The organism is Plantibacter sp. ME-Dv--P-095 (assembly GCF_030209365.1).
Taxonomy (GTDB): domain Bacteria; phylum Actinomycetota; class Actinomycetes; order Actinomycetales; family Microbacteriaceae; genus Plantibacter.
Window position 1 is genome coordinate 376903 of sequence record NZ_JARVSB010000003.1, and the last position, 24933, is coordinate 401835.

General features: G+C 70.6%; 23 protein-coding genes. 13 read left to right on the top strand and 10 right to left on the bottom strand.

Annotation, left to right across the window (positions count from 1 at the left end):
• Positions 1-7: 7 nt before the first annotated feature.
• The 4 genes from QRN26_RS04280 to QRN26_RS04295 all read right to left on the bottom strand — a co-directional run bounded on the left by QRN26_RS04280 (position 8) and on the right by QRN26_RS04295 (position 5307).
• A complete protein-coding gene (locus QRN26_RS04280) occupies positions 8-859 on the bottom strand; it encodes an ATP-binding cassette domain-containing protein (protein WP_056009863.1) in 852 nt (283 codons plus the stop codon).
• Positions 856-2715 carry a dipeptide/oligopeptide/nickel ABC transporter permease/ATP-binding protein gene (locus tag QRN26_RS04285; protein WP_285035425.1) on the bottom strand — a complete coding sequence of 620 codons (1860 nt, stop codon included), beginning with the start codon at positions 2713-2715 and terminating at the stop codon, positions 856-858. The genes QRN26_RS04280 and QRN26_RS04285 overlap by 4 nt, the downstream gene beginning before the upstream one ends.
• Entirely contained in the window at positions 2712-3653 is a 942-nt protein-coding gene (locus QRN26_RS04290) for an ABC transporter permease (RefSeq protein WP_056009860.1), read from the bottom strand. Before QRN26_RS04290 ends, QRN26_RS04285 begins: the two co-directional genes overlap by 4 nt.
• A 133-nt stretch (positions 3654-3786) precedes the next feature.
• The gene (locus QRN26_RS04295; protein WP_285035428.1) at positions 3787-5307 is read right to left on the bottom strand and encodes an ABC transporter substrate-binding protein; all 1521 of its coding nucleotides are present in this window, start codon (positions 5305-5307) and stop codon (positions 3787-3789) included.
• Between the two features lie 248 nt (positions 5308-5555).
• Here QRN26_RS04295 and QRN26_RS04300 point away from each other — a divergent pair, with 248 nt between their 5' ends.
• Positions 5556-6116 carry a TetR/AcrR family transcriptional regulator gene (locus QRN26_RS04300; protein ID WP_235522595.1) on the top strand — a complete coding sequence of 187 codons (561 nt, stop codon included), beginning with the start codon at positions 5556-5558 and terminating at the stop codon, positions 6114-6116.
• Between the two features lie 8 nt (positions 6117-6124).
• Here QRN26_RS04300 and QRN26_RS04305 read toward each other — a convergent pair whose 3' ends face one another.
• The gene (locus QRN26_RS04305) at positions 6125-7255 is read right to left on the bottom strand and encodes a VanZ family protein (RefSeq protein WP_285035430.1); all 1131 of its coding nucleotides are present in this window, start codon (positions 7253-7255) and stop codon (positions 6125-6127) included.
• 116 nt (positions 7256-7371) lie between these two features.
• Between QRN26_RS04305 and QRN26_RS04310 the strand changes: the two genes are divergently transcribed.
• The gene (locus QRN26_RS04310) at positions 7372-7971 is read left to right on the top strand and encodes an NAD(P)H-dependent oxidoreductase (protein ID WP_285035431.1); all 600 of its coding nucleotides are present in this window, start codon (positions 7372-7374) and stop codon (positions 7969-7971) included.
• A gap of 74 nt (positions 7972-8045) precedes the next feature.
• On the opposite strand, the gene QRN26_RS04315 is transcribed toward QRN26_RS04310, so the two are convergent.
• Entirely contained in the window at positions 8046-8783 is a 738-nt protein-coding gene (locus QRN26_RS04315; RefSeq protein ID WP_285035434.1) for a FadR/GntR family transcriptional regulator, read from the bottom strand.
• 211 nt (positions 8784-8994) lie between these two features.
• Between QRN26_RS04315 and QRN26_RS04320 the strand changes: the two genes are divergently transcribed.
• From QRN26_RS04320 to QRN26_RS04355, 8 genes are all read left to right on the top strand, one after another.
• Positions 8995-10374, top strand: a complete 1380-nt coding sequence (locus tag QRN26_RS04320) for an MFS transporter (protein ID WP_285035436.1) — start codon at positions 8995-8997, stop codon at positions 10372-10374.
• Positions 10371-12131, top strand: coding sequence for a dihydroxyacetone kinase family protein (locus QRN26_RS04325; RefSeq protein WP_285035437.1), 1761 nt, complete (start codon positions 10371-10373; stop codon positions 12129-12131). Before QRN26_RS04320 ends, QRN26_RS04325 begins: the two co-directional genes overlap by 4 nt.
• A complete protein-coding gene (locus QRN26_RS04330; protein WP_056009848.1) occupies positions 12128-12598 on the top strand; it encodes a ribose-5-phosphate isomerase in 471 nt (156 codons plus the stop codon). The genes QRN26_RS04325 and QRN26_RS04330 overlap by 4 nt, the downstream gene beginning before the upstream one ends.
• Positions 12598-13380, top strand: coding sequence for a triose-phosphate isomerase family protein (locus tag QRN26_RS04335; protein ID WP_285035440.1), 783 nt, complete (start codon positions 12598-12600; stop codon positions 13378-13380). Before QRN26_RS04330 ends, QRN26_RS04335 begins: the two co-directional genes overlap by 1 nt.
• A complete protein-coding gene (locus tag QRN26_RS04340; RefSeq protein ID WP_285035442.1) occupies positions 13377-14174 on the top strand; it encodes a sugar phosphate isomerase/epimerase family protein in 798 nt (265 codons plus the stop codon). Before QRN26_RS04335 ends, QRN26_RS04340 begins: the two co-directional genes overlap by 4 nt.
• Positions 14171-15043, top strand: coding sequence for a phosphogluconate dehydrogenase C-terminal domain-containing protein (locus tag QRN26_RS04345; RefSeq protein WP_285035443.1), 873 nt, complete (start codon positions 14171-14173; stop codon positions 15041-15043). The genes QRN26_RS04340 and QRN26_RS04345 overlap by 4 nt, the downstream gene beginning before the upstream one ends.
• 242 nt (positions 15044-15285) lie before the next feature.
• Positions 15286-16038, top strand: a complete 753-nt coding sequence (locus QRN26_RS04350) for an SDR family NAD(P)-dependent oxidoreductase (protein WP_285035444.1) — start codon at positions 15286-15288, stop codon at positions 16036-16038.
• Positions 16039-16045: 7 nt separating this feature from the next.
• Entirely contained in the window at positions 16046-17965 is a 1920-nt protein-coding gene (locus QRN26_RS04355; RefSeq protein WP_285035445.1) for a D-apionate lactonase family protein, read from the top strand.
• Between the two features lie 7 nt (positions 17966-17972).
• On the opposite strand, the gene QRN26_RS04360 is transcribed toward QRN26_RS04355, so the two are convergent.
• Complete coding sequence (locus tag QRN26_RS04360) at positions 17973-18488, bottom strand: GNAT family N-acetyltransferase (protein ID WP_285035446.1); 516 nt, start codon at positions 18486-18488, stop codon at positions 17973-17975.
• A gap of 133 nt (positions 18489-18621) precedes the next feature.
• Between QRN26_RS04360 and QRN26_RS04365 the strand changes: the two genes are divergently transcribed.
• Together QRN26_RS04365 and QRN26_RS04370 are read left to right on the top strand one after the other, a co-directional pair.
• Positions 18622-18900: a hypothetical protein gene (locus QRN26_RS04365; RefSeq protein WP_139382353.1), complete on the top strand. Its 279-nt coding sequence runs from the start codon at positions 18622-18624 to the stop codon at positions 18898-18900.
• Between the two features lie 10 nt (positions 18901-18910).
• Entirely contained in the window at positions 18911-20221 is a 1311-nt protein-coding gene (locus tag QRN26_RS04370; protein ID WP_285035448.1) for an MFS transporter, read from the top strand.
• Between the two features lie 24 nt (positions 20222-20245).
• On the opposite strand, the gene QRN26_RS04375 is transcribed toward QRN26_RS04370, so the two are convergent.
• Entirely contained in the window at positions 20246-21256 is a 1011-nt protein-coding gene (locus QRN26_RS04375) for a diacylglycerol/lipid kinase family protein (RefSeq protein WP_056009834.1), read from the bottom strand.
• 170 nt (positions 21257-21426) lie between these two features.
• Here QRN26_RS04375 and pdxY point away from each other — a divergent pair, with 170 nt between their 5' ends.
• Positions 21427-22275 (top strand): pyridoxal kinase PdxY, encoded by an 849-nt coding sequence (gene pdxY, locus QRN26_RS04380; RefSeq protein ID WP_056009832.1) that lies wholly within the window; start codon positions 21427-21429, stop codon positions 22273-22275.
• A 91-nt stretch (positions 22276-22366) separates the two neighbouring features.
• Here pdxY and QRN26_RS04385 read toward each other — a convergent pair whose 3' ends face one another.
• The gene (locus tag QRN26_RS04385; RefSeq protein ID WP_285035450.1) at positions 22367-23875 is read right to left on the bottom strand and encodes a PucR family transcriptional regulator; all 1509 of its coding nucleotides are present in this window, start codon (positions 23873-23875) and stop codon (positions 22367-22369) included.
• Positions 23872-24927: a DUF917 domain-containing protein gene (locus QRN26_RS04390; RefSeq protein WP_285035451.1), complete on the bottom strand. Its 1056-nt coding sequence runs from the start codon at positions 24925-24927 to the stop codon at positions 23872-23874. The genes QRN26_RS04385 and QRN26_RS04390 overlap by 4 nt, the downstream gene beginning before the upstream one ends.
• Between the last annotated feature and the right edge of the window lie 6 nt (positions 24928-24933).

Consider the following 24933-nt stretch of genomic DNA (forward strand, 5'->3'; position numbering starts at 1 on the left):
GGACGGATCAGGCGGCGGACTCGGCGGCCCGTTGCTCGTCGATGAGGCGGCGACGCTCGACGCGGCGGTCCTCCTGACGGTCGGGGTCCGGAATCGGCGCGGCCATGAACAGGCGCTGCGTGTACGGGTGGGCGGGACGCGCGGTCACCTGGTCGCCGTCGCCGGACTCCACGATCTCACCGTGGTACATGACGGCCACCCGGTGGCTGATGTGCCGGACGACCGCGAGGTCGTGCGAGATGAAGAGGTAGGCGACGCCCGTCTGCTCCTGGATGTCGATGAACAGGTCGAGCACGCGGGCCTGCGTCGACAGGTCGAGTGCCGACACCGGCTCGTCGCAGACGATGAGCTTCGGGTCGAGCGCGAGGGCACGGGCGATCGCGATGCGCTGCCGCTGCCCGCCGGAGAACTCCCGGGGCAGGCGCGACGCGGCGCCGGTCGGCAGCTGCACCTGGTCGAGCAGCGTGCCGACGCGCTTGCGGGCGTCCGCTCCGGAGACCCCACGCACGGTGAGCGGCTCAGTGAGGATCTGCTCGATCGTGAGCGAGGGGTTCAGCGAGGAGTACGGGTCCTGGAACACCACCTGGATCTCCGAGCTCAGCGCCCGACGCTCCTTGCGCTTCAGGTGACCGATCTCGCGGTCGCGGTAGCGGATGCTGCCACCCGTCACCGGGGCGAGGCCCAGCACGGCACGACCGAGGGTGGTCTTGCCCGAGCCGGACTCGCCGACGAGGCCGACGGTCTCACCGGGCCGGATGTCGATCGAGACCCCCTTGAGCGCTTTGAAGGACTGGGCGCGGAGCCCCTTGCCCGGGTATTCGACTTCGAGGTCCTTCACCTCGAGCAGTGACGTCGTCATCGGGTCTCTCCTGTCAGGTTCGTCGCGAGCGCCGGTCGGGCGGGACCCTCGTCGAGGATCGCGCCGAGCAGCGACTGGGTGTACGGGTGCTGGGCGTCGTTGAAGATCGAGCGCACGGGCCCGGTCTCCACGATGAGGCCGTTCTGCATGACCGAGACCCGGTCGCAGAGGTCGGCGACGACCCCGAAGTTGTGCGTCACGAGGAGCATCGCCATGTGCCGCTCGGCCTGCAGGTCGCGCAGCAGGTCGAGCACCTCGGCCTGCACCGTCACGTCGAGCGCCGTGGTGGGCTCGTCCGCGATGATGATGTCCGGGTCGGTCGACACGGCGCCGGCGATGAGCACGCGCTGGGCCATACCGCCGGAGACCTCGTGCGGGTACGCGGCGAAGGTGCGCTTCGGGTTGGGGATGCCGACCCGCTCGAGGAGGGCGAGGGCCTTGTCGGTCGCGTCCTTCTTGCTCAGGCCGAGGGCGACCCGGAGCGGTTCGACCAGCTGGCTGCCGATCGTGAACGCCGGGTCGAGGTTCGACATCGGCTCCTGCGGGATGTAGCCGATGCGCTTGCCGCGGATGGCCGTGTATTCGCGCTCGCCGAGGGTGTCGAGGCGTGTGCCCTCGTAGCGGATGGTGCCGTCGGTGACCCGGCCGCCGCGGGGCAGGAGCCCGAGGACACCCCACGCGGTCTGGGTCTTGCCCGAGCCGGACTCGCCGATGAGGCCGTGGACCTCGCCGCGACGGATGTCGAGGTCGACGCCGTGGACGACCTCGGTGACCCGGCCGCCCTCCTGGTCGTAGCCGACGCGGAGGTCGCGGACGCTGAGGACGAGCTCCTCGGCACGGACGGCGGCGCGGGCGTCGTCGTCGTGACGGATGGGCCGCACCCCGACGATCTCGTCCTCCGAGATCCCCGACGTGCTGATCGACTGGGTGACGATCGTGTTCGAGCCCGTCTTCGAGGTCGTCACGATCTTGCGCCGGCGGCGACGGACGCTCACGGTGCGCTCCAGCTCGTCGCGCATCGCGTTGGCGAGCAGGGTGAGCGCGATGCAGGTGAGGGCGATCGCGAGCGACGGCCAGACCATGAGGATCGGTGCCTTGTAGATGTTCGTGAAGCCGTCGTTGAGCATCGAACCCCAGGTGGGGACCGACAGGTCGCCGAGACCGAGGAACTCGAGGCCGGACTGGATCGCGATGGCGATGCCGGCGATGATCGCCGACTGGATGATGATCGGTGCGCGGACGACCGACAGGATGTGCTTGCCGATGATGCGCGGGTCGCTGAGGCCGGAGACCCGGGCGGCGTCGACGTACAGCTCGGACCGGACGGCGGTGACCGCGGCGTACACGAGCCGGAAGTACGAGGGCGAGAGCAGGATGCCGAAGATCGCCATCGAGATCCACACCGACGGGCCGAGGACGGCGCGGGCGGCGAGGAGGACGACGATGCCGGGCAGCGCCATGATGAGGCCGGTGAACCAGGACGACACCGAGTCGAACCAGCCCTGGTAGTACCCGGCGATCAGGCCGGCGACGACACCGATGACGATCGCGACCACGAGGGCGAGGAGCGCCGCGGCGACGCTGATCTGGGTGGCCGCGAGCAGCCGGGAGAGCACGTCGCGTCCGGCGCTGTCCGCTCCGAGGAGGTGGTCGGCGCTCGGCGGTGCGAGCACGAGCTGCAGCGAGGCGAGGTTCGGGTCCTGCGGGGCGATGAGCGGCCCGAAGATCGCGATCACGCCGACGATCGCGAGGAACACGAGCGACGCGGCGCCGATCGGACGCTTGAGGAGCCGGCGCAGGAGGTTGACGCGGACCTGTGGGGTCGGGACGGTCAGCGGGGTTTCGATGGCGGTCATGACAGTCGCACCTTCGGGTTGAGCGCAGCCTGCGCGAGGTCGATGAGCAGGTTGACGACGACGACGATGATCGCGGTCGCGATGACGACGCCCATCACGATGGGGATGTCGCCGGAGGTCGTCGCCTGCACGGCGAGCTGACCGATGCCGGGGAGGGCGAAGATCTGCTCGATGATGACGGCGCCGCCGAGGAGGCCGATGAACTGCACGGCGAGGACGGCGAGGGCCGGGCCGCCGGCGTTCCGGAGCACGTGCTTGTAGATCACGCGGTTGGTGCCGAGACCGCGGCTGCGGAGGGTGCGCACGTAGTCCTTCGACATCGCGTCGACGACCGAGCCGCGCACCTGCTGCGACACCGTCGCGATGGCGCCGATGGCGAGCGCGATGATCGGCAGCGTCACGGAGGCCACCCACCCCGAGAAGGAGGTGGTGATCGGGATGTACCCGGTCGCCTTGAACAGTCGCAGGTTGATGGCGAAGGTGATGACGAGCACGAGGGCGATGAGGAAGCTGGGGATCGCGAACCCGATGACGGAGATGAACTGGACGACGTTGTCGATCCATCCACCGCGTCGGGCGGCGAGGACACCGAGGATGACCGAGACGATCGCGGCGATGATGGTCGCGCCGAGGACGATCGACAGCGTCACCGCGAGGCGGCCGGAGACACCGGTGGAGACGAGCTGACCGGTGAACCAGGACCGACCGAGGTCGCCCTGGAAGGCCGAGGTGAGCCAATCGACGTACTGCACGGGGAGCGGGCGGTCGAGGCCGAGCTCCGCGGACTTCTTCGCGACGGTCTCGGCGGTCGCGCTCTGGCCGAGGATGCGGCGGGCGATGTCACCGCCGCCGAGGTAGAGGAGGGAGTACGCGATCACGGAGATCACGAAGATGAGGACGACACCGGAAACCAGGCGTCTGAGGATGAATCCGAGCATGGGTCACTCCAGGAAGTGGGTGAGCGAGGAGAGGGTGTGGACCGAGGTTCGGCCGGGGTTCCGGTCCCTGAGCAGGTCCCGGTCCCTGAGCCTGTCGAAGGGCGCACCCCTCGACAGGCTCAGGACGAGCGGACTACTTCGGCTGGATGTCGTAGATCGACGGGTACGCGTTCGTCGGGATCATCTTCACCGTCGTGTTCGCGTCGGTGGCGAAGCTGCCCTGCACCCGGTAGAAGGGCGCGAACCAGGCCTGCTCGACGATGTACGCGTTGAGTTCCTTCGCGACCTTGCCCTGCGTCGCCTCATCGCCGTACTGGATCTGCTTGATGTACTCGTCGACCTTCGGGTCTGCGTACTTGAACGGGTTGAACACCGCGTTCGGCGCGATCATGAACTGGATGAGCTGCCAGTCGGGGTTCTGCTCGAGCGCCATGAACGACACGGGGAACTTCGGCGCCAGGAGGTCGGCGATGAAGTTGTTGCCGGGGTCGACGTACTCGGCGGTGATGCCGACGTCGGCGAGCTGCTGCGAGATGAGCGTGTAGGTGGTGGCACCCAGCACGGCGGAGGACGGCATGGAGAGCGTCAGGCCGTCGGCGTAGCCGGCTTCGGCGAGGAGCTCCTTGGCCTTCTCGGGGTCGTAGCCGTAGCGGTCGTCGAGCGCCTTGTCGTAGGCGGGTGAGTTCTCCGGGAAGACCTGCCCGGTGACGGTGCCGTTGTCGTTCTGCAGTGCCTTGAGCAGGGCCGGGCGGTCGAACGCGTAGTTGATGGCCTGGCGGACACGGACGTCGGCGATGGCCGGGTTCATGGTGCCGGCGCGGTCGAGGAGGAGCATGCCCTGGAAGTCGAGCTCGTTGGCGTTGACGGTCCAGCCGGCGCCTTCGACCTCGGCGAGGTTGTCGTTGTTGGCGAGCTTGATGCCGTTGACCTCGCCGGACTTGACGGCGTTGAGGCCGGCGGTCGCGTCCTGGAGGACGTTGATGGTCAGCTTGTCGTAGTGCTGCCAGTCCTTGTTCCAGTAGTCGGGGTTCGCGGTGTACGAGTAGCTCGTGCCGGTGACGGTCGCCGCGGTGTCGAGGACGTACGGACCGGAGCCGACCGGGTTGGTCGCGAGGTCCGGGCTGTCGAACGACTCGGCGCTCGCGACGAGGCCCGGGTCGCGGGTGAGGTAGTTGAGCATGGCCGGATCGGGAGCGCTCAGCGTGATGACGACGGTGGTCTCGTCGGGGGCCTCGACGGAGGCGACGCCCGCGAAGTAGCCGGCGTCGGGGGAGGTGCCGGTCTTGAAGCGTTCGAGGTTCTGCTTGACGACGTCGGCGGTGAGCTTCGAGTCGTCGGTGAAGGTGACGTCGTCGCGGATCTTGAGCGTCAGGACGGTGTTGTCCTCGTTGTACTCGTAGGAGGTCGCGAGGGAGGGGACGATCTCGCCGTCGGCGGTGGCGACGAGCAGCGTGTCGAAGACGGCCTGGTAGAAGGGCGAGCGGTTGCCCCACTCTGAGCCGGCGGGGTCGAAGGTGGTGGGGGGAGTGATCGCACCAATGATCAGGGTGCCACCGGAGCCGCCGTCCGAGCCGGAGGGGCTACCGGAGCATCCGGTGAGCACGAGTGCAGCGGCGGTGACCGCGACGGCTGCGGTCGTCTTCCATCGGAACATCTTTGTCCTATCGCTGTGAGCAATCCCTCATCGGATCGCTGGTGATTGAGGACGCTAGCATGAAACCCGAGTGGTCACTAGCTTTTTGTTTTCGCCCATGTCACAGTTGGATCACGACCAGGCCGCGAGCGTTCGACGACGAACGCGCTATCGTGAAGCCGTCCGAAGGGGGAGGTCGTCCGATGACATCGGCCAAGACCGGGAACAAGCCGCAGGGGAAGCCACGCGGTGCATATGCCAAAACGGGGATGAAGCGCGTCGCGATCCTCGACGCAGCGCTCGCCGTGTTCGCGAACGGGGGCTACCGCGCGGGTTCACTGCGCGAAGTGGCGGCCCAGGTGGGCATGAGCGAGGCCGGGCTGTTGCACCACTTCCCGAACAAGAGCGCTCTGCTCGCCGCCGTCCTCTCGCACCGCGACGACCTCTCGGCCACCCTCGTGCCGATGGATGGCGACGACCCAATCGAGACGCTCCGGGGGTTGGTCGCACTCGCCCGGTACAACGCCTCCGTGCCCGGCGTGGTCGCGCTCTACTGCACCCTCTCGGCCGAGGCCACCTCGCCCGACCACCCGGCCCACGACTACTTCGTCGACCGCTATGAGAGCACCCGCGGGCGGCTGGAGCGGACCTTCGGCCTGCTCGTCTCCGCCGGTCGGGTCCGTGCGGGCTTCCCCGTGACGAGTGCCGCCTTCATGACGCTCGCCCTCATGGACGGCCTCCAGGTGCAGTGGCTGCTCGCGCCGGAGTCGGTCGACATGGCGGACGAACTGCACGCGTTCCTTTCGGGGCTCCTCGGCTCCGAGCTGTAGGCAGCGAGCTACGGCTTGGGCGAGCGAGCGTCGCGCAGTTCCGCGCCGACCGACGCGTAGGACACCCCTCGTCGGGTCCGGGTGAAGGGCACCGAGACGACGGCGACCGTCACGATGATCGCGCTCAGGAGGCCGACGACGCCGACGATCGTCTGCGCGAGGCCGCTGGTGGCATCGGGTGTCTGCGCCGCGGTCGTGGTGGCGATGTACGGCAGGGCGACGACGGACCCGCGGTAGAGGCGGCGGACGACGGACCCGCGGCCGTCGGGCCACTCGGGCGTCAGCCAGACGAGCCGCTGACCGATCGAGGCACCGCCACCGATGAAGGCGGGGAGGACGATCACGAGGACGACCGTGCCCGCACCGATGCTGAGCACCTCCGCGAGCGTCGGGTCGTTCGCGGTCCCGGTCGCGCCCGTGAGCAGCACGCGCGGGACGACGAACACCAGCGACAGCACCGTGATCGACAGGTTCACGGCGACCGCGTCGAGCACCATGCCGAACCACCGGCGCCAGACGGTCACCGGGCGCGCGCGGTCGCGGGTCGCCCGCAGTGCCCGGGCGCTCGGCATCCAGCCCAGCACGATCGGTGCGATGAGGGCACCGATCGCCGCGCCCATGGTGTTGGTGATGACGTCGTCGACGTCGGCCACCCGGTAGGCGCACTCGTACAGCCCCCAGATGCCGCTGTACTGCGTGGACTCGATGAGCAGGGAGGCGAGCGCGCCGAGCAGGATCGAGACGCCGAGACCGCGGTTCCAGTACCGACGGGCGATGGCGCCGAACGGGATGAACAGGACGACGTTCAGGACGACCTGGAGGAACGCGTGGCTGGTGAGCGTGCTGAGGACCGAGAAGCCGGCGGTCTCCCGCGCGATGTCGCCGATCGAGTGCCCGGGGACGAGCTCGAGTGCCCCGTGCGCCGTGGCACAGTTCGCGCGCTCGTCGGGCAGCGGGAGCAGGGTGTAGGCGACGAGCGCGACCGCGTAGATGCTGACGCCGGCGGCGCCGAGCACGCGCGGGAGGGACATCTGGCCGTACCGACGCACCTGCACGAGCAGGATGGGTCCGAGCACGGCGAAGAAGATCGCCGTGCCGCCGACGAGTCCGATCCACGCCTGCCAGGTCCATCCGCTCATTCCGACAACAGTAGGGCGAGCCCGGGGTCCACGGCATCAGTCGTCGGATGGACGGCCGTCATCCGCAGGATGGTGGCTTCGGCAGTGCACGCTCCCGGTGCACGCGAAGATGGAGGGTGCCCACCCTCATCGTGACCACCCATCCCGACCCCGACTCGCTCACCCACCACCTCGCCCAGCGGCTCGCGACCGAGCTGCGATCGACCTCCGCCCCGGCCGACGTCGAGCTCGCGGATCTGGCAGCGGAGGGCTTCGACCCGCGATACACACTCGCCGACCGGCACACGTACCGGGTGGGCGGGGATTACACCCCCGACGTGGCCGCCGAGCAGGAGCGGCTCGACCGCGCCACCGACCTCGTGCTCGTCTTCCCGGTGTACTGGTGGTCGACGCCAGCTCTGCTCAAGGGGTGGTTCGACCGCGTGTTCGTCAACGGTTGGGCGTTCGGCCTCGACGCCGAGGGCGGGATCGTCCGCAAGCTCGACCGGCTGCGGATCCACCTCGTGCCCGTCGCCGGCGACGACGCGGGCGTCTACGACCGCCACGGCTACGAGCAGGCGATGCGGACGCAGCTCGAGCACGGCATCGTCGACTTCTGCGGTGCCCGCCGCGGCGTGACGGCCTTCGTGCACGACTCCGAGCGCGAGGACGCCGAGGGGCGTGCGGCCGCGGTGGGCGCCGCCGTCACCGCGGTCGTGGAGGCGATCCGCGCCTGACCGCCCAGTCCGGTCCCTGAGCTTGTCGAAGGGCGGCCTCGGGCAGGGCTCCGGCCACCGAGCCGGTCGAAGCGCTACGCCGTGAGGGTGCGGTTCAGGCGCTCGGTCGCGGTGTCCATGTGGTGCTGCATCGCGGCCGTCGCGGCGGCCGGGTCGCCCGACATGATCGCCTCGTAGACGGCCTCGTGCTCCTCGAAGGCGAGCTGCGCGTCGACGTCCTCGTGGATGCCGCGCTCCACCCAGATGCGGAGGAGCGAGCGGATGCTCTGCAGGAGGTCCGACAGCACGCGGTTCCCGGTGGCGGCGGCGAGTTCGAGGTGGAACTTGAGGTCGGCCTCGATGAACTTCGTGCGGTTCGCTCCGGCCTCGCGCATGGCGGTGAGGTGGTTGCGCAGCCGGTTGCGGGCCATGTCGTCCATGCGGGTCGCGGCGAGCCCAGCGGCGAACACCTCGAGCTGCCCACGCACCTCGATGAGTTCGCGGGTGCGCGGTTCGCCGAGCATGAGGCCCCAGCTGAGGGTCTCGGGGAGGAGCTCGGACACGCTGCCGCGCAGGTAGGTGCCGCTCCCGGGGCGGACGTCGACGACGCCGAGGATCTCGAGGGCCGCGAGCGCCTCCCGCACGGCTGAACGTCCGATGCCGAGCGACGCGGCGAGCTGACGCTCCGGAGGAAGGCGGGTTCCCGGCGCGATGTCGCCGCTCGTGAAGTGGTCGAGGAGCCGTTTCGCGACGGCCGAGACCGCGGATCCGACGGCGACGGGACCGAGGCTGGACGAGATGTCGTCGGTCGGCCGATCCGGGAACGCAGGCATGGGTTCACTGTATCGCGGCCCTTCGACAAGCTCAGGGACCGGGAGGGTGCCGGGACCACCGCGGTCCCTGAGTCTGTCGAAGGGCGCTCCGTGGGTCCCGCGATATCGACCAGCTGTTGAATTGGTCAACCGGTTGATGTATCGTTCATTCCGGTCCGGACCGGACCACGCCCTGCCCGCGGCATCGATGCCGCCCAGACGAGGAGTCATAGTGGACACCACCGCCCCCGCGGCCAATCCGGCTGTCGAGCGATCAGCGATCCGGAAGGTCTCGATCCGCCTCGTGCCGTTCGTGGCGCTGATGTTCTTCATCAACTACCTGGACCGCACCGCGATCGGCTTCGCCGCCCCCAACGGCATGAACGACGACCTCGCGCTCTCCGCCGCCCAGTTCGGCTTCGCATCCGGCGTGTTCTTCATCGGCTACATCCTCTTGGAGGTGCCGAGCAACCTCGCGCTCAACAAGTTCGGTGCCCGCCGCTGGCTCGCGCGCATCATGGTCACCTGGGGCATCGTCGCGGTCCTGTTCACCTGGGTCGCCAACTTCGAGCAGCTCGCCATCCTGCGCTTCGTGCTCGGTGTCGCCGAAGCCGGCTTCTTCCCGGGCGCCATCCTCTTCCTGAGCCTCTGGGTCCCGGCCAAGCACCGCAGCAAGATCCTCGCGCTCTTCTACCTGGCGCAGCCGCTCACCACCGTCATCGGCGCCCCGCTCGCCGGGTGGCTCATCGGCCAGCACGGCGTGTTCTTCGGCCTTGAGGGCTGGCGCTTCATGTTCCTCGGCGTCGGTCTCCCCGCCATCCTGATCGGTGTCATCGCCTGGTTCTACCTGAAGGACCGCCCCGCGGACGCCAAGTGGCTGACCACCGAGGAGCAGGTCTGGCTCACGGCGGCCCTCGCCCACGAGAAGGCGACCACGGAGCAGAAGCAGGGCCACGTCAGCCTCAAGCACGCGTTCACGAGCGGCCGCGTCTGGATGCTCGCCTTCATCTACTTCGGCTTCATCTACGGCCTCTACGCGCTCGGCTTCTTCCTCCCCACGATCATCGAGGGCTTCCAGGCGAGCTTCGGCGTCGAGTTCGACGTCATGCAGAAGGGCCTCATCACGGCGATCCCGTACGTGCCGGCCGCCATCGCCCTGTACTTCTGGTCGCGTGACGCGACGCGTCGTGGACTGAAGACGTGGCACATCGTGATCCCCGCGATCGTCGGTGCCGTCAGCATCCCGCTCGCCCTCTTCGCGAACTCGCCCGCCCTCACGATCGCGATCATCGCGGTCACCGCCATGGCGATCTTCGCCGCGCTGCCCAACTTCTGGACGCTGCCCACGCAGTTCCTGACGGGTGCCGCAGCCGCCGCCGGTATCGCGCTCATCAACACCGTCGGCAACCTCGCCGGGTTCTCGGCGCCGTACATCACGGGCGCCGTCGCGGACCTCACGAAGGTCGGCGACACCCCGCAGTACGTCGTCCCGATGTTCATCGTCGGCGGCTTCATGATGATCTCCGCGACCCTCATGGTGATCCTCTCGAAGCAGCGGAGCTCTCGCGAGCTGCGCGTCTCGCACGACGACCTCACGGGTAAGACCCGATGACGCGCCTCTTCAACGACCCGGCGGACTTCGCCGACGAGATGATCGACGGCTTCGTCGCGGCGAACCGTCACCAGGTCCGGCGCGTGACCGGCGGGGTCGTGCGGAGCACCCGCACCCCCGAGGGCACCGTCGCGGTCGTCATCGGCGGTGGCTCCGGGCACTACCCGGCCTTCGGCGGCATCGTCGGCCAGGGTCTCGCGCACGGTGCGGCGATGGGCAACCTGTTCGCCTCGCCGTCCGCACATCAGGTGGAGTCGGTCGCGAAGGCCGCCGAGCGTGGCGGCGGCGTGCTGCTCAGCTACGGCAACTACGCCGGCGATGTCCTCCACTTCACCCAGGCGCAGGACGCCCTCAACGCGGCGGGGATCCCCGCCCGCAGCGTCGCCGTCACCGACGACATCTCGAGCGCGCCGCTCACCGAGCAGCACAAGCGTCGCGGGATCGCCGGCGACCTCACGGTGTTCAAGTCGGCTGCCGCCGCGGCCGAGGCGGGCTACGACCTCGACGAGGTCGTCCGCGTCGCCACCCACGCGAACGAGCGCACCCGGTCCTTCGGCGTCGCCTTCAGCGGCTGCACCTTGCCGGGCGCGACCGAGCCGCTCTTCTCCGTCCCCGAGGGTCGCATGGCGGTCGGGATGGGCATCCACGGCGAGCCCGGCATCGACGAGACCGACGTGCCGACGGCCGACGGACTCGCGACGCTGCTCGTGTCCTCCCTCCTCGCGGAACTGCCCGAGGGTGTGACCGAGGCCACTGGCGCGCGCGTCGGCGTCATCCTCAACGGACTCGGTTCCGTGAAGTATGAGGAGCTGTTCGTCGTCTACCGTGCGGTCGCCACGCAGCTGGAGGCCGCGGGCATCGAGATCGTCGACCCCGAGGTCGGCGAACTCGTGACGAGCTTCGACATGGCGGGCGTCTCGCTCACCCTGTTCTGGTTGGACGAGGAGCTCGAGGGCTTCTGGGCGGCCGGCGCGGACACCCCCGCGTACCGCAAGGGCGTCGTCGCAGCGGCCGAGCAGCTCGACCCCTCCGAGCTCGTCGCCGAGGTCGCCGCGGCGATCCCGGCGTCCACCCCGGCCTCACGCGAAGCCGCCACGACCGTCGTCGCCGCCCTCGACGCGCTCGTCGAGGTGATCGACACGAACGTCGAGGAGCTCGGCCGGATCGACGCGGTGGCCGGTGACGGCGACCACGGCATCGGCATGCAGCGGGGAGCCCGCGCAGCCGTCGCCGCGGCCCACGCGGCCGTCGACGCCGGAGCCGGTGCCCGCACCGTCCTCCACCTCGCCGGCGACGCCTGGGCGGACCGCGCCGGCGGCACCTCAGGAGCCCTCTGGGGCCTCGCGCTCCGCTCGGTCGGCACCTCGCTCGGCGACGAGACCGCTCCTTCCCGCAGCGACGTCGCGGCCGGCGTGCAGGCCGCCGTCGACGGCATCATGTCGTTCGGCAAGGCCGAGGTCGGGCAGAAGACGATGGTCGACGCCCTCGTCCCCTTCACCACGACGCTCAGCGCCTCGATCGCCGACGGGGCCGACCTCCTCACCGCGTGGACGAGCGCTGCCGCTGCCGCCTCCACGGCCGCCGCGGAGACCGCCGACCTCCTGCCGAAGATGGGCCGCGCCCGTCCGCACGCCGAGAAGAGCCTCGGCACCGTCGACGCGGGTGCATACTCGTTCGGCCTCATCGTCCAGGCGATCGTCCCCGTCCTGGGGTCCGCCGCATCCACCAGCACCACCGCAGAAGGAGTACCCGCATGACCGACCAGTTGCGCATCGTCATCGGCTCGGATGACGCCGGGTTCGACTACAAGGAGATCGTCAAGCGCGACCTCGAACAGCACGACGGCGTCGCCTCGCTCGTCGACGTGGGGGTCGACGCCGACGGCCACACCGCCTACCCGCGCGTGGCCATCGCCGCCGCCGAGCTCGTCGCTTCCGGGCAGGCCGACCGTGCGCTGCTCTTCTGCGGCACCGGCCTCGGCGTCGCCATCGCCGCCAACAAGGTGCCCGGCATCCGTGCGGTCACCGCCCACGACAGCTTCTCCGTCGAGCGCGGCGTGCTGAGCAACAACGCGCAGGTGCTCACCATGGGCCAGCGCGTCATCGGCATCGAGCTCGCCCGCCGCCTGGTGCGCGAGTGGCTGACCTACCGCTTCGACGAGTCCAGCGCGAGCGCCGAGAAGGTCGCCGTCATCGGCGAGTACGAGGCGACGGGCTCCTGCTGATGACCGCCTCCCCGTCGACCGCGAGCACGTCGACCGCGCCCCGCGTGGTCGGTGTGAGCCTGAAGATGTACTTCGGCCACGCGCAGACCCTCGACTGGATCGAGCAGGTGGGCGCTCTCGCCCGCCGGCACGAGGCCGTCGTCGACGGTCGGGTGCGGCTGTTCGTCATCCCCGGCTACCTCTCGATCGCGGCCTCGGTGGCGGCGCTGGCGGGGACGGGCGTGCTCGTCGGTGCACAGGACCTCGCGAGCGCCGACCGCGGCGCCTTCACGGGTGAGGTCGGCGGGCCGGAGCTCGCCGAGGTCGGTGTGACCGTGGTCGAGGTCGGCCACGCGGAGCGCCGCTCGCTCTTCGGCGAGACCGACGAGGTCGTCGCCGAGAAGACCGCAGCCGCCCTCCGCAACGGCATCTCGCCCGTGCTCTGCATCGGCGAGCGGGAGCGGATGGCCCCCGAGGACGCCGCGGCGGAGTGCCTGCGTCAGCTCGACTCCGCGCTCGCGGACGCCGTCGCCGGCCCGGTCATCGTGGCGTACGAGCCCGTGTGGGCGATCGGCGCGGCGGAACCGGCGGAGCCCGCGTACGTCCGAGCCGTCGGTGCGATCCTGCGGACGGCGATGGCCGGTCGCGGTGACCGCGCGGTCAGCTCGGTGATCTACGGCGGCAGTGCCGGACCGGGCCTGCTCACCGCACTCGGTGACGACGTCGACGGCGTGTTCCTCGGACGCTTCGCCCACGACGTCGCGGCGCTCGAAGCCGTGCTCGACGAGGCGGCCCGCGCATGATCGGCTTCGGCACGTACACCTTCTTCTGGGAGGGCTCGGAACTCGCCCCCGAGCGCCTGAGCGTCATCGGCATGATCGAGCGCACGGCCGAGGCCGGCGTGGGGCTCTTCCAGATCTGCGACGACGCCCGCATCGAGACCATGTCCGACGACGAACTCCGTCAGGTCGCCGAGGTCGCCCGCTCGCTCGGGGTGGTGCTCGAACTCGGCACCAAGGGGATCGCGGTCGCGCACCTCGAACGGTTCCTCGAGATCGCCCGGCTACTCGGTGCGAAGCTTCTGCGCAGCATGGTCACCTCGGGCGACGACCGTCCGACCCATGCCGAAGCCGTCGAGCGGCTCCGCCAGGTGCTCCCGGCGTTCGAGGCCGCCGGCGTGACCATCGCGCTCGAGACCTACGAGCAGTTGTCGTCGCAGGAGCTCGTCGACCTCGTGACCGCCGTCGACCACCCGAACCTCGGGATCTGCCTCGACCCGGCCAACACCGTCGCGCGACTCGAACACCCGAGCGACGTCATCGCCCGCACCGCCCCGCACGTGCGCAACATCCACGTGAAGGACTTCGCGTTCACCCGTCGGGGCGGCTGGGTCGGATTCACCCTCGAGGGTGCGCCGCTCGGGACCGGCCTGCTCGACTACCCAGCCCTCACCGCCGTCGTCCGACCGAACGAGCGCGGTGTCAACCAGATCATCGAACACTGGCTCCCGCTCGGCGACTCCATCACGGAGACGATCGAGCTCGAGCGCACGTGGACCGCACACAACCTGCAGTACCTGAGAGAAGGAAGATCATGACCGACACCACCACCGTCGCGGACCAGCTCACCATCGCCGTCATCGGCGCGGGCGGCAAGATGGGCATGCGCGTCTCCAACAACCTCGTGAAGACCAGCCACACCGTCTTCTACAGCGAGGTCTCGCCCGCCGGCCAGGAGCGCGTGACCGAAGCCGGTCGCGACCTCACCGAGACCGATGCGGCCGTCACCGACGCCGACGTCGTCATCCTCGCCGTCCCCGACCTGGCGCTCAAGGCCGTGTCCGCCGGCGTCGTCCCGCTCATGAAGTCGGGCGCCGTGCTCCTCACGCTCGACCCGGCCGCCGCCTACGCGGGGCTGCTCACCCGTCGTGACGACGTCATCCAGGCGGTCACGCACCCCTGCCACCCCTCGGTCTTCGTCGAGCGCCACACGCCCGAGGAGTACGCGGACACCTTCGGTGGCATCGCGGCCCTGCAGGACGCCATCGCGGCGATCGAGTCCGACGACGCCGCCAAGCAGGCGCAGGTCGAGGCCGTCGTCCGGGCGATCTTCGCCCCCGTCGGCGAGGTCCACTGGGTCACGGTCAAGCAGCTCGCGCAGCTCGAGCCGACCCTCGTGGAGACCATCGCCTGCATGATCGGCGCGCTGCTCAAGGAGTCGCTCGACGAGGCCGTGAACACGATGGGCGTGCCGGAGCCGGCCGCTCGTGCGATCCTCCTCGGCCACACGCAGGTCGCGCTCGCGAACTCGCTCAAGGGCGACAACCCGTTCTCCGACGCGTGCCTCATCGCGATGGACTACGGTCGCAGCGCGATCATCAAGGACGACTGGAAGAAGGTCTTCCAGGACGACGAGCTCGACAAGAACCTCGCCGCCATGCTGCACCTCGACAAGATCGAGCGCTAGGCCCCAACCCGCCCCACCCCATTTCCCGTTCCCTTTCTCAGGACTCCTGCGGCGCGTCGGTCACTCCGGCGGACGGCGCGCCGGGCATGTCCTGAGAAAGGGAACCGGACGGGATGGGGCTCACCACATGCGGTCAACCGGTTGTGCCGGATAGGCTGCAGGCGACCCGACGCACCACCTCTGACACCCACTGCGACACCCGAGACACCACCCCCGCGACACCGCACGAGAGACAGGCGACGATGACTGGACGACTTGCAGGAAAGACCGCGCTCGTGACGGGCGCCGGATCGGGGATCGGCCGTTCGGTCGCCGAACGCTTCGCGCGCGAGGACGCCGTCGTGATCTTCTCCGACCGCGACATCCAGGCCGCGCGGGAGGCCGCCGCACCCTTCCCCTCGGCCATGGCCGTGCGTCTCGACATCGCCGACGAGGCGAGTGTCGAGGCCGCCTTCGCCGTGATGGACGCGACGGGCAAGACACCGGACGTCGTCGTCGCCAATGCCGGCGTGCAGCTCTTCGGTCAGGACGCGAAGATCGCCGAGCTCGACCTCGACGTGTGGCGGCGCACCGTCGACATCAACCTCACGGGCACCTTCCTCACCACCAAGCACGCCGTCCGGGCGATGCTCGGCAAGGGCGGCTCGATCATCCTCACCGGCAGCCCGACCGGGCTCAACGGCGAGGGCGCCGACTTCACCGCCTACAGCTCCACGAAGGCCGGCATCCACGGCCTCGGGCGCACCGTCGCCGCGGCCTACGCCGACCAGGGCATCCGCGTGAACACCGTCGTCCCCGGCTACACGGAGACCCCACTCGTCACCGCGATCTCGGACGACCCGGAGTCGCGCGCCGCGATCGTCGGACGCATCCCGCTCGGTCGACCCGGCCGGGCCGAAGACGTCGAGGGCATCATGGTCTACCTCGCGAGCGACGAGTCGAGTTTCGCCACCGGAGCGACCTTCCGGGTCGACGGCGGCATGACGAGCCTCTGAGCCGACGATGACCTCGCGCTTCGGAACCACCTTCCGCGTCGCACCGGACCTGCTCCTCGAGCAGGAACGCGCCGCCCGTGCCGTGACGCGAGGGCCCTGGTCGCTGTCGCTCCGCGGCTCGGACCTCGACGACATCGCCTTCGACGGCGAGACGGTGCTGCGCAGCATCCGCTTCGTCGTCCGCGACCAGGACTGGAAGACGCTGCCCGTCATCGTGGACGCCGTCGACCAGACGACCAGCGGCCTGCAGCTGCGCGGCAGGGTCGGCGACGACGGCGAGACGGTCGCTTGGTCGCTGTCGGTCGACCTCGGCGCGTCGACCCTCCGGGTGGCCGTCCGGGCCGAGGTGACGGCGGCGTTCCGACGTGCGCGCATCGGGCTCATCGTGCTGCAGGCCCCGGCGCTCGCGGGCACCGAGCTCGTCGTCGGCCACCCCGAGGGATCCACGACGACGACCCGCCTGCCGGAGCACATCGCGCCGCACCAGCCGGCGATCCGCATCGAGTCCCTCAGCTGGACCGGCGACCACATCGCGACCGTCGCCCGGTTCGCCGGTGACGTCTTCGAGATGGAGGACCAGCGCAACTGGACCGACGCCTCGTTCAAGACCTATTCGACGCCGCTCTCGCTGCCGTTCCCGGTCGCGCTGACGGTCGGCGACGTCGTGGAGCAGTCCGTCGAGTTGTCGTGTTCGCGGGTCGAGGGTGTCGAGCCTGCCGCAGCTCCGCTCGCGACACCACTCGCCGTGACCGTCGCGCCCGAGACGGACCTCGAGCGCCCGGCCTCCGAGCTTGTCGAAGCACGGATCGGAACGCCGCTCGACAGCCTCGTCCCCACGATCTCGACCTCGGTGTCGAGCGACCCCGACGGCGGACGGCCGGGCGCGGTGCCGCCCGACGCGATCACCGAGCTCCTCGTCGAGGTCGACCCGGCGGCCGTGGACTGGCCGGCCATCCTCGACCGCGCGCTACGGCAGGCGGGCAGCAGATCCCTCGACCTGCGACTCGTGCTCGGCACCGGCGACGAGGCCGAGCCGGTCCTGCGGCGGCTCCGAGACGCGGGCATTCCCGTCGTGCGCGTCGGGGCGTTCCATCGCCGGACCCACCTCTCGGAGAGCGCCCTCCTCACCGCGGTCGGTGAGCTCCTGCAGCGCCTCTGGGCGGACGTCGAGGCACCGTCGCCCGTGCTCGTCGGCGGCACGCGGGCGCACTTCACCGAGCTCAACCGCAACCACGCGCGCCTCGACCGGTGGACCGGCCCGGTCGCCTTCAGCGTCACGCCGTTCATGCACGACCGCGCGGGTCACCAGTTGGTCGAGTCGCTCGACATGCAGGCCGTCGTCGTGGCTGACGCCGTCAGGATCGCCGACGGCCGGCCGCTGCACGTCGGCCCGGTCACGCTCGGCGCCCGCTACAACGCGGTCGCTACCACGAGGGCGGGCGCGGGAGCCACGGCCGACCCGGACCTCCGCGCGGGGTTCGGTGCGGAGCTGGTGCCGGGCGCCACTGACGACCGGCAGTCGGCGGAGGCCCTCGGTGCGTGGGTGGTCGCGAGTGTCGCCGCGCTGGCCGTCCCCGGCGTCGAGTCGCTGTCCTACTTCGAGGCGACCGGGCCGCGAGGCCTCGTCGCCGCCGACGGCACGGTCACGGCCGCCGGTCGGGCGCTCGGGTGGATCGCGGAACTCAGCGGACGTCCACGCTCGGCGGTCGTGATCGGGGGTCGTCGTCTCGACGTCGGCTCGCCCGTGTCGACGGAGGGTGTGACCGCGATCGCCGCCGTCGATGCCGCGGGCGAGACCGTCGTGATCCTCGGCAACCTCGGCGAGACACCGGTCCGGGTCGTCCTGGCCGGCGCGTCCGACCCGCACACGGTGGACCTCGGTGCGGGTGCGGTGGTCCGGGTCGTGCTGGCCGGTTCGGGTTCGTAGCTCCTGCTCAGGCGAGCGGGCGCCGGAGGATGGCGAGGTCCAGCCAGCGACCGAACTTCGTCCCGACCTCCGGCAGCAGGCCGACCTGCTCGAAACCGAGCTTCGTGTGCAGGGCGATCGACGCCGTGTTGCCGGCTTCGACGAGCGCGAGCATGACGTGGTGGCCGTCGGCGGTCGCGCGGTCGAGCAGCTCGACGAGGAGCGCCTTGCCCAGGCCGCGACCCTGCGCGCCGGGGTGCACGTAGACGGAGTTCTCGACGGTGTGGCGGTACCCCTCCTTCGTCGCGTACGGGCCGTAGCTCGCGTAGGCGAGGACGCTTCCCTCGGGGAGCGCGTCGTCGGGCCCGTCGGCGACGGCGACGAGCGCGACCCGGCCCGGCTCCTGGTGGCGGGCCAGCCATGCCTCGCGCTCGGCGAGGTCGGGTGTGACCTCGGTCCAGATCGCGACACCGTTCGCGACGGCGTCGGAGTGGATGGCGAGGACGCCAGGCAGGTCGGCGGGTTCGGCGAGACGGATGCGCATACATCGATCGTAGAGCGCCCTTCGACAAGCTCAGGGACCGGCGGTGTTGGGATCGGTGGGCGGGGAGCCGGGGCACCCTTCGACAGGCTCAGGGACCGAGGACCCGGCGGCCCGCGGAGAGTAGATTCGATGCATGTCCTCCTCCACTCCGCTCCCGATGGAGCAGCTCACCGCCGTGCTCAACGCCGAGGTCGCCCGCTACGCGGCCCGAGGCTGGTCGGTGTCGTCGGTCCAGGGGCAGCAGGCGGTCCTGCAGCGGCAGAAGCGCATCGGCTGGTTCTGGAACCTCATCCTGACGCTCATCACCGGTGGGCTCTGGCTCATCGTCGTGATCATCCGCGTCGTGAACCGGAAGGTCGAGTCGCTGATCGTCACGGTCGACGCCTACGGCCGCATCTCCACGCGCCGCTGACGGCCGGAGCATGACCGACAGCGCCGAGCCCGACACGAGCAGGACGGCGACGATCGCGGGCATCGCCGCCGAACGAGCGCGGGTGCAGCGGCGGACGCTCACCGTCGTCGTCATCAGCCAGGTGCTCGGCGGGGCCGGCCTCGCTGCCGGAGTGACGGTCGGGGCGCTGCTCGTGCAGGACGTCCTCGGGAGCACGAGCCTCGCGGGTGTCGCAGCCGCGCTCCTGACCCTCGGTTCGGCGCTCACGGCGTTCCTCGTCGGGCGCGTCACACAACGCCTCGGCCGACGGATCGGGCTCGGACTCGGATTCGCAGCGGGCGGGGTCGGCGCGATCGGCGTCGTCCTGGCCGCGACGACGGCCCAGGTGCCGCTGCTGTTCCTGTCGCTGTTCGTCTACGGCGCGGGCACAGCCACGAACCTCCAGGCACGCTACGCCGGCACCGACCTCGCGACCCCGGCACACCGCGGGACCGCCATCAGCGTCGCGATGGTGTCGACCACGCTCGGCGCGGTGGCCGGGCCCAACCTCGTCGAACCGCTGGGAGCGTTCGCGACCGGCCTCGGGCTCCCGTCGCTCGCCGGGCCGTTCCTGCTCGCCGCGGTCGCGTACCTCGCTGCTGGCACGGCGTTCCTCGTGCTCCTGCGTCCGGACCCGTTCCTCCTCGCGCGCCGACTGGACGCGGAGCTCGCGCAGCTGGACGCGGTCTCGGAGGAGGCGACGACCGGCCAGGACGAGCCGGCCGAGGGTCCGCGCCCGCGCCCCGGCGTCGGCGCCTATGTCGGTGCCGCGGTCATGGTGGTCACGCAGATCGCGATGGTCGCGGTCATGACGATGACGCCCGTGCATATGCGAGCCCACCACCACGGCCTGGGCGAGGTCGGGCTCGTGATCGGCATCCACATCGCCGCGATGTACCTGCCGTCGCTCATCACCGGCGTCCTCGTCGACCGCATCGGCCGCACCCCGATGGCGATCGCCGCCGGCGTGACCCTCCTGCTCGCCGGTGTCACGGGAGCCCTCGCGCCGGCGGACTCGCTCGGCCTGCTCATCCTGGCGCTCGCGCTCCTCGGACTCGGCTGGAACTTCGGGCTCATCGCGGGTACCGCGCTGGTCGTCGACCACACCGTGCCCGCCAACCGCGCGCGCACGCAGGGCACGCTCGACGTCCTGATCGCCCTCGCCGGCGCAGGTGCGGGCGTCATGTCGGGTGTGGTGATGGCGGGCGTCGGCTACGAGGCGCTGTCGATCGCGGGCGGGGTGCTCGCGCTCCTGCTCATCCCCGTGCTGCTCTGGGCCCGGCGGGTCACCCCTCGGGGGTGAGCCCGCTGGCGAGTCCGCTCGTCGCTACTCGGCTGCAGCCGGCACGCGGACGGTGAGGGCACCCGGCTCGATCCAGGTGTTGATCGCGACGGCCTTGCCGAAGCCGTCGCCGTCGAGCTCGATCTCCTCCGGCTTCGACATGCGGGCGACGAAGCGCTTCGCCGTGCCGTAGCGGAGCTCGCCGTCGTCCTTCTGCTTGCCGGCGAGGGCCCGGCCGGTCTTGGTCCGGCGCAGCACCCCGTTCACCCAGGCGACCTTCGCCCAGATGCGGATCCAGCCGAAGACCCCGCCGGGACGCATGAACATGAGGTCGAACAGGCCGTCGTCGACGACCGCGTCCGGCAGGAGCAGGATGTTGGCCGGCAGCGAACCGCAGTTGCCGATGATGACCGTGTGCACGGTGGCGCGGATCTGCGGCTCGTCGTCGATGCGGAAGCGCAGGTGCAGTTCGTCCGGGTCGCGCAGCGACTTCACGATCGCGTCGACGTAGGCGGCCCAGCCGGCCTTGGCCTTGAGGTCGTCGTCGGTGTTCTTGATCATCTTCGCGTCGATACCCATACCGGCCATGACGACGAACACGTGGCGGTCGCGCGAGTGGTCGGCGCGTTCGATGTCGATGACACCGAGGTCGATCGGCTTGTCGTCGCCGGTGAACGCGGTGATGACGGAACCGGGCAGGTCGTTGAGCGTGAGGTCGAGGTTGCGGGCGAGCAGGTTGCCGGTGCCCGAGGGCAGGAGTGCGAGAGGGATACCGCTGCCGCGCAGCGCCTCGGAGACCGCACGGACCGTGCCGTCGCCACCGGCCGCGATGACGAGGTCGACCTTCGCGGCGATCGCCTCGGCGGTGACGCCCTGGCCGACGTCGTCGACGCTCGTCTCGAACCAGAGCGACTCGCCCCAGCCCGCGTCGGCGGCGGAGCGGTCGACCGACTCGCGGAGCGCATCGAGGTCGACCTTCACGGGGTTGTAGATGACGGCGGCGGTCTTGGTCGCCGTGGTGTCACTCGGCGTGGTCGTGCTCTCAGGAGTCGTCATCCGATCAGCATAGAAGCGGAGACGCGAGGGAGGGAGATCCCGCTCGCGGGTTGACGCGGCACGTGGGTTCTGCAGGCGGCGGAAGAGTATCGTTGAGACCTTGCAGGCACCGTCCATGCCCGCCACGAACGCAGTGTCCGCGGCGGCCTTCCCATCGTGATTGCGACATCGTGAAGATCCTCAGCATCCAGTCCGCCGTGGCCTACGGGCACGTCGGCAACTCCGCAGCCGTGTTCCCCCTCCAGCGCATCGGCGTCGAGGTGATCCCGGTGAACACCGTGAACTTCTCGAACCACACCGGCTACGGCGCCTGGCGCGGCCCACTCATCTCGCCGGAGCAGGTGGGCGAGGTCATCACGGGTGTCGAGGAGCGCGGCGCGTTCCCGCAGATCGACGTGGTGCTGTCGGGCTACCAGGGCGGCGTCGGCATCGGAGACGTCATCGTCGACGCGGTCCAGCGGGTCAAAGCGGCGAACCCCTCGGCCCTGTACGCGTGCGACCCCGTCATGGGCAACGCGAAGTCCGGCTGCTTCGTCGCACCCGAGATCCCGGACCTCCTGCGCGACCGCGTCGTCCCGAACGCCGACATCATCACGCCGAACCAGTTCGAGCTCGGCTTCCTCACGGGCACCGAGCCCGGCTCGCTGGAGTCGACGTTGGCGTCGGTCGAGCTGGCGCGCGCGATGGGGCCGTCGGTGGTCCTCGTGACGAGTGTCGAGCGCCCCGACCGCGACCCGGAGACCATCGAGATGCTCGTCGTCGACGACGCCGGCCGGTGGATCGTGCAGACGCCGCTGCTGCCGTTCAAGGCGAACGGTTCGGGCGACGTCACGGCGGCGCTGTTCGCCGCGCACTACGGCGAGACGCGCGACGCGAAGCTGGCGCTGGAGCGGACGGCGTCGAGCGTGTTCGACCTGGTCGAGCTGACGTACCGGTCTGGTCAGCGCGAGCTGCAGCTCGTCGAGGCGCAGGAGTTCTACGCGAACCCGCGGATGCAGTTCACCGCGACGGCGGTCTGAGGAGGGCGCGCGCCCGGTCCGTGAGTTCCCGTTCCGGTCCCTGAGCTTGTCGAAGGGCGGCACTTCGACAAGCTCAGCGACCAGACGTGGCTCAGCGCACCGCGCGGCAGGCGAGGTGCAGTGCGAGGCGCACCTCCGGATCGGCCATGTCGACGCCGAGGAGTTCCTGCGCCCGGGTGATCCGCGTCGCGACGGTGTTGCGGTGCAGCCCGAGCGCGGCGGCCGTCGGCCCGACCGCCGACTCGTGGTCGAGGTAGGCGGACAGCGTCGTCAACAGCTCACCCTGCCCGGCCTGCAGGGGCGCGAGCAAGGACCGCGCGGCCGGCACGAAGATGTCGTTGCCGGTCCAGGCGAGGAGGAGTTGCTCGAGACCGAGGCCGTCGACCCGCACGAACCACCCCGTCGTCGACCGGTTCACCGCGATCCGGACCGCGTCCGCCGCCTCACTGAGCGACGAGGTGAGTCCGGCCGAACCGCTCGCCAGGGAACCGACGGCGGTCGCTACGTTGAACGACCGACGCGCCTCGACGTGCAGCTCGCGCAGGGCGCCGACGTACCGCTCGACCTGGGACGGCGGCGGCGGCTCCGTGAAGGTGAGCCACCCGCTCACGCCTCGGCCGCTCGTCGTCGCGTGGGAGTCGGCGGCGATCCGACCGAGCGCGCTCGTCACGAACCGGAGGAGCTGGAGGGCGTCGACCCGGCTCCGACCGACCGTGCGGAAGGCGAGGTGGTACCCGGTGGTCCGCCAGCCGCGTTCGAGCATGCGCCGCTCGACGTCCGGATCGGGCCGGCCGCGCAGGTCGACGAAGTCGCGGAGGACGCCGGAGGACACCGAGGCGTCGCTGACCTCCGCGACCTCGTCGATGAGGATCCTGGCGGCGACGGCGGGCATGGCGACCTCCGCCGCGACCGCGAGCGCGCTCACCTGCCGCTCGTCGAGCCCGTCACCGAAGAACGCGAGCCGGAGCCCCTCTCGACTGGGGCTGTCGACGCGGACGGACGCCGCAGTGCCCGTCCCGGCACGGGTCCGGTCCGTCCAGGGGGAGAAGTCGATCGCGGCGTGGACCTCCGGCGTCAGCCGCCCGCCCGCCTCGAGCAGCACGCCCTCGCTGTCGATGAGCGCGATGCCGTGGCCGACGCTGGACGAGAGGTGCCGCAGCAGGTCCGGGAGGCCTTCGGCGTGGTACTCGATGGACTGCGCCACCTTCCGCACGTAGCCGAGCGTCAACGAGTCGCGTGCCTCGACCAGCTGCCAGCACGCCTTCGCGAGCAGCATCGGCCGGTCGACGTGCAGGAGCGTGAACCCGAGGCGGTCGGCGAGGGCGCGCGTGCCCGCACCGAAGCCGTCGGCCTGCTGCATCGCGAGGGCCCGGAACCCGCGGTCCCTGATCCGCCGGATGAGCGCGTCCTGCTGCCAAGGGCGCGTGGGTGGGACGCCGGTCAGCACGGCGAGTCGGCCGGCGTCGTCCTCGGGGAGAGCAGCCTCCTCCGTCTCGACGACCACACCGGCCCAGTTGGCGTCGGCCGGGCCGGCGACGAGCCGCACGCCGCCGTTGTCAGGGTGCGCGAGGAGGGCGCCCGACTGCAGACGATCGCTCATACCGGGACCCCGTCGGTGTGGACCTCGTCGAGTTCGTCCAGGCCGTAGGCCGAGGGGAGCACCCGGCGCAGCCGCTCCGGCGTCCGCGACCACCAGCCGGGTCCGTCGATGCGGATGACGGCGACCTGCCTGGCCATCGAGATCGCGGAGACCTCGAGGATGTCCCGGGAGACGGTGTCGAGGACGACGATGAGGTCCGGCGCGGCGGCCTCGACGCGGCCGTCCGTCATGAGGGCGAGCGTCTCCGACCTCGCGACGAGCCGGTGCACCTGCCCGCCACTGCCGTCGATGGCGAACGCGAGCACGTGCGGGTCGTTCCGGTCGGCCTCGATCGCGCTGACGCGACCCTCGGCGAGGAGACGACCACCCATGGAGCCGGACAGCTCGTCGAGGGAGCCGGACGCGGCACCGAGGAACGCCGCGCCGAGCTGCACGGCACGGGTGGCGTTCCCGACGATCGCATGCTCCCGGAGGTCGCCGACGGTGAACCCGGCGTAGACCATCCCGCCGCTCCCACCCGCCTGCACGATGGCGGCGCGGACGACCCGTTCGATGTCGAGGGCGCGCTCCGTCTCGACGAGGGCGACACCCCCGCCGCCCGTGTCGCAGGTCACGACGATGCCGGGGACCTCGTCGACGAGCAACGACATCTGGTCGAGCGACGGCACGGCGCGGCCGGTGAGGTCGGCGTCGACGATCAGGCGGTCGGCGGCGAACGCGAACGGGGTGAGCCCGTTGACCCCGCCACCCTCGAGGGAGCAGATCGCCGGGATCCGGTGGCCGAGCCAGCGTTCGGCGGCACCGATCAGGCGCCCGAACGGATCGGTGCCCGGCAGCCGTTCACCGAGGAGCAGCGTGGATCCGACGAAGCCGAGGGCGAGGCACGGCGTCGCCGGGTCGAGGTCGTCGACCGCGTGCAGCTCGAACGGCCAGACGCCGGGGTCGGACAGCACCAGTTCGAGCATCGTGGTCGCGCCGCCGCCGCCGGAGCCCAGGATCGCGAACCCCGTCGCCAGCGCGCGGAGTCGATCGTGCTCGAGGGTGGTCGGCATGGCACC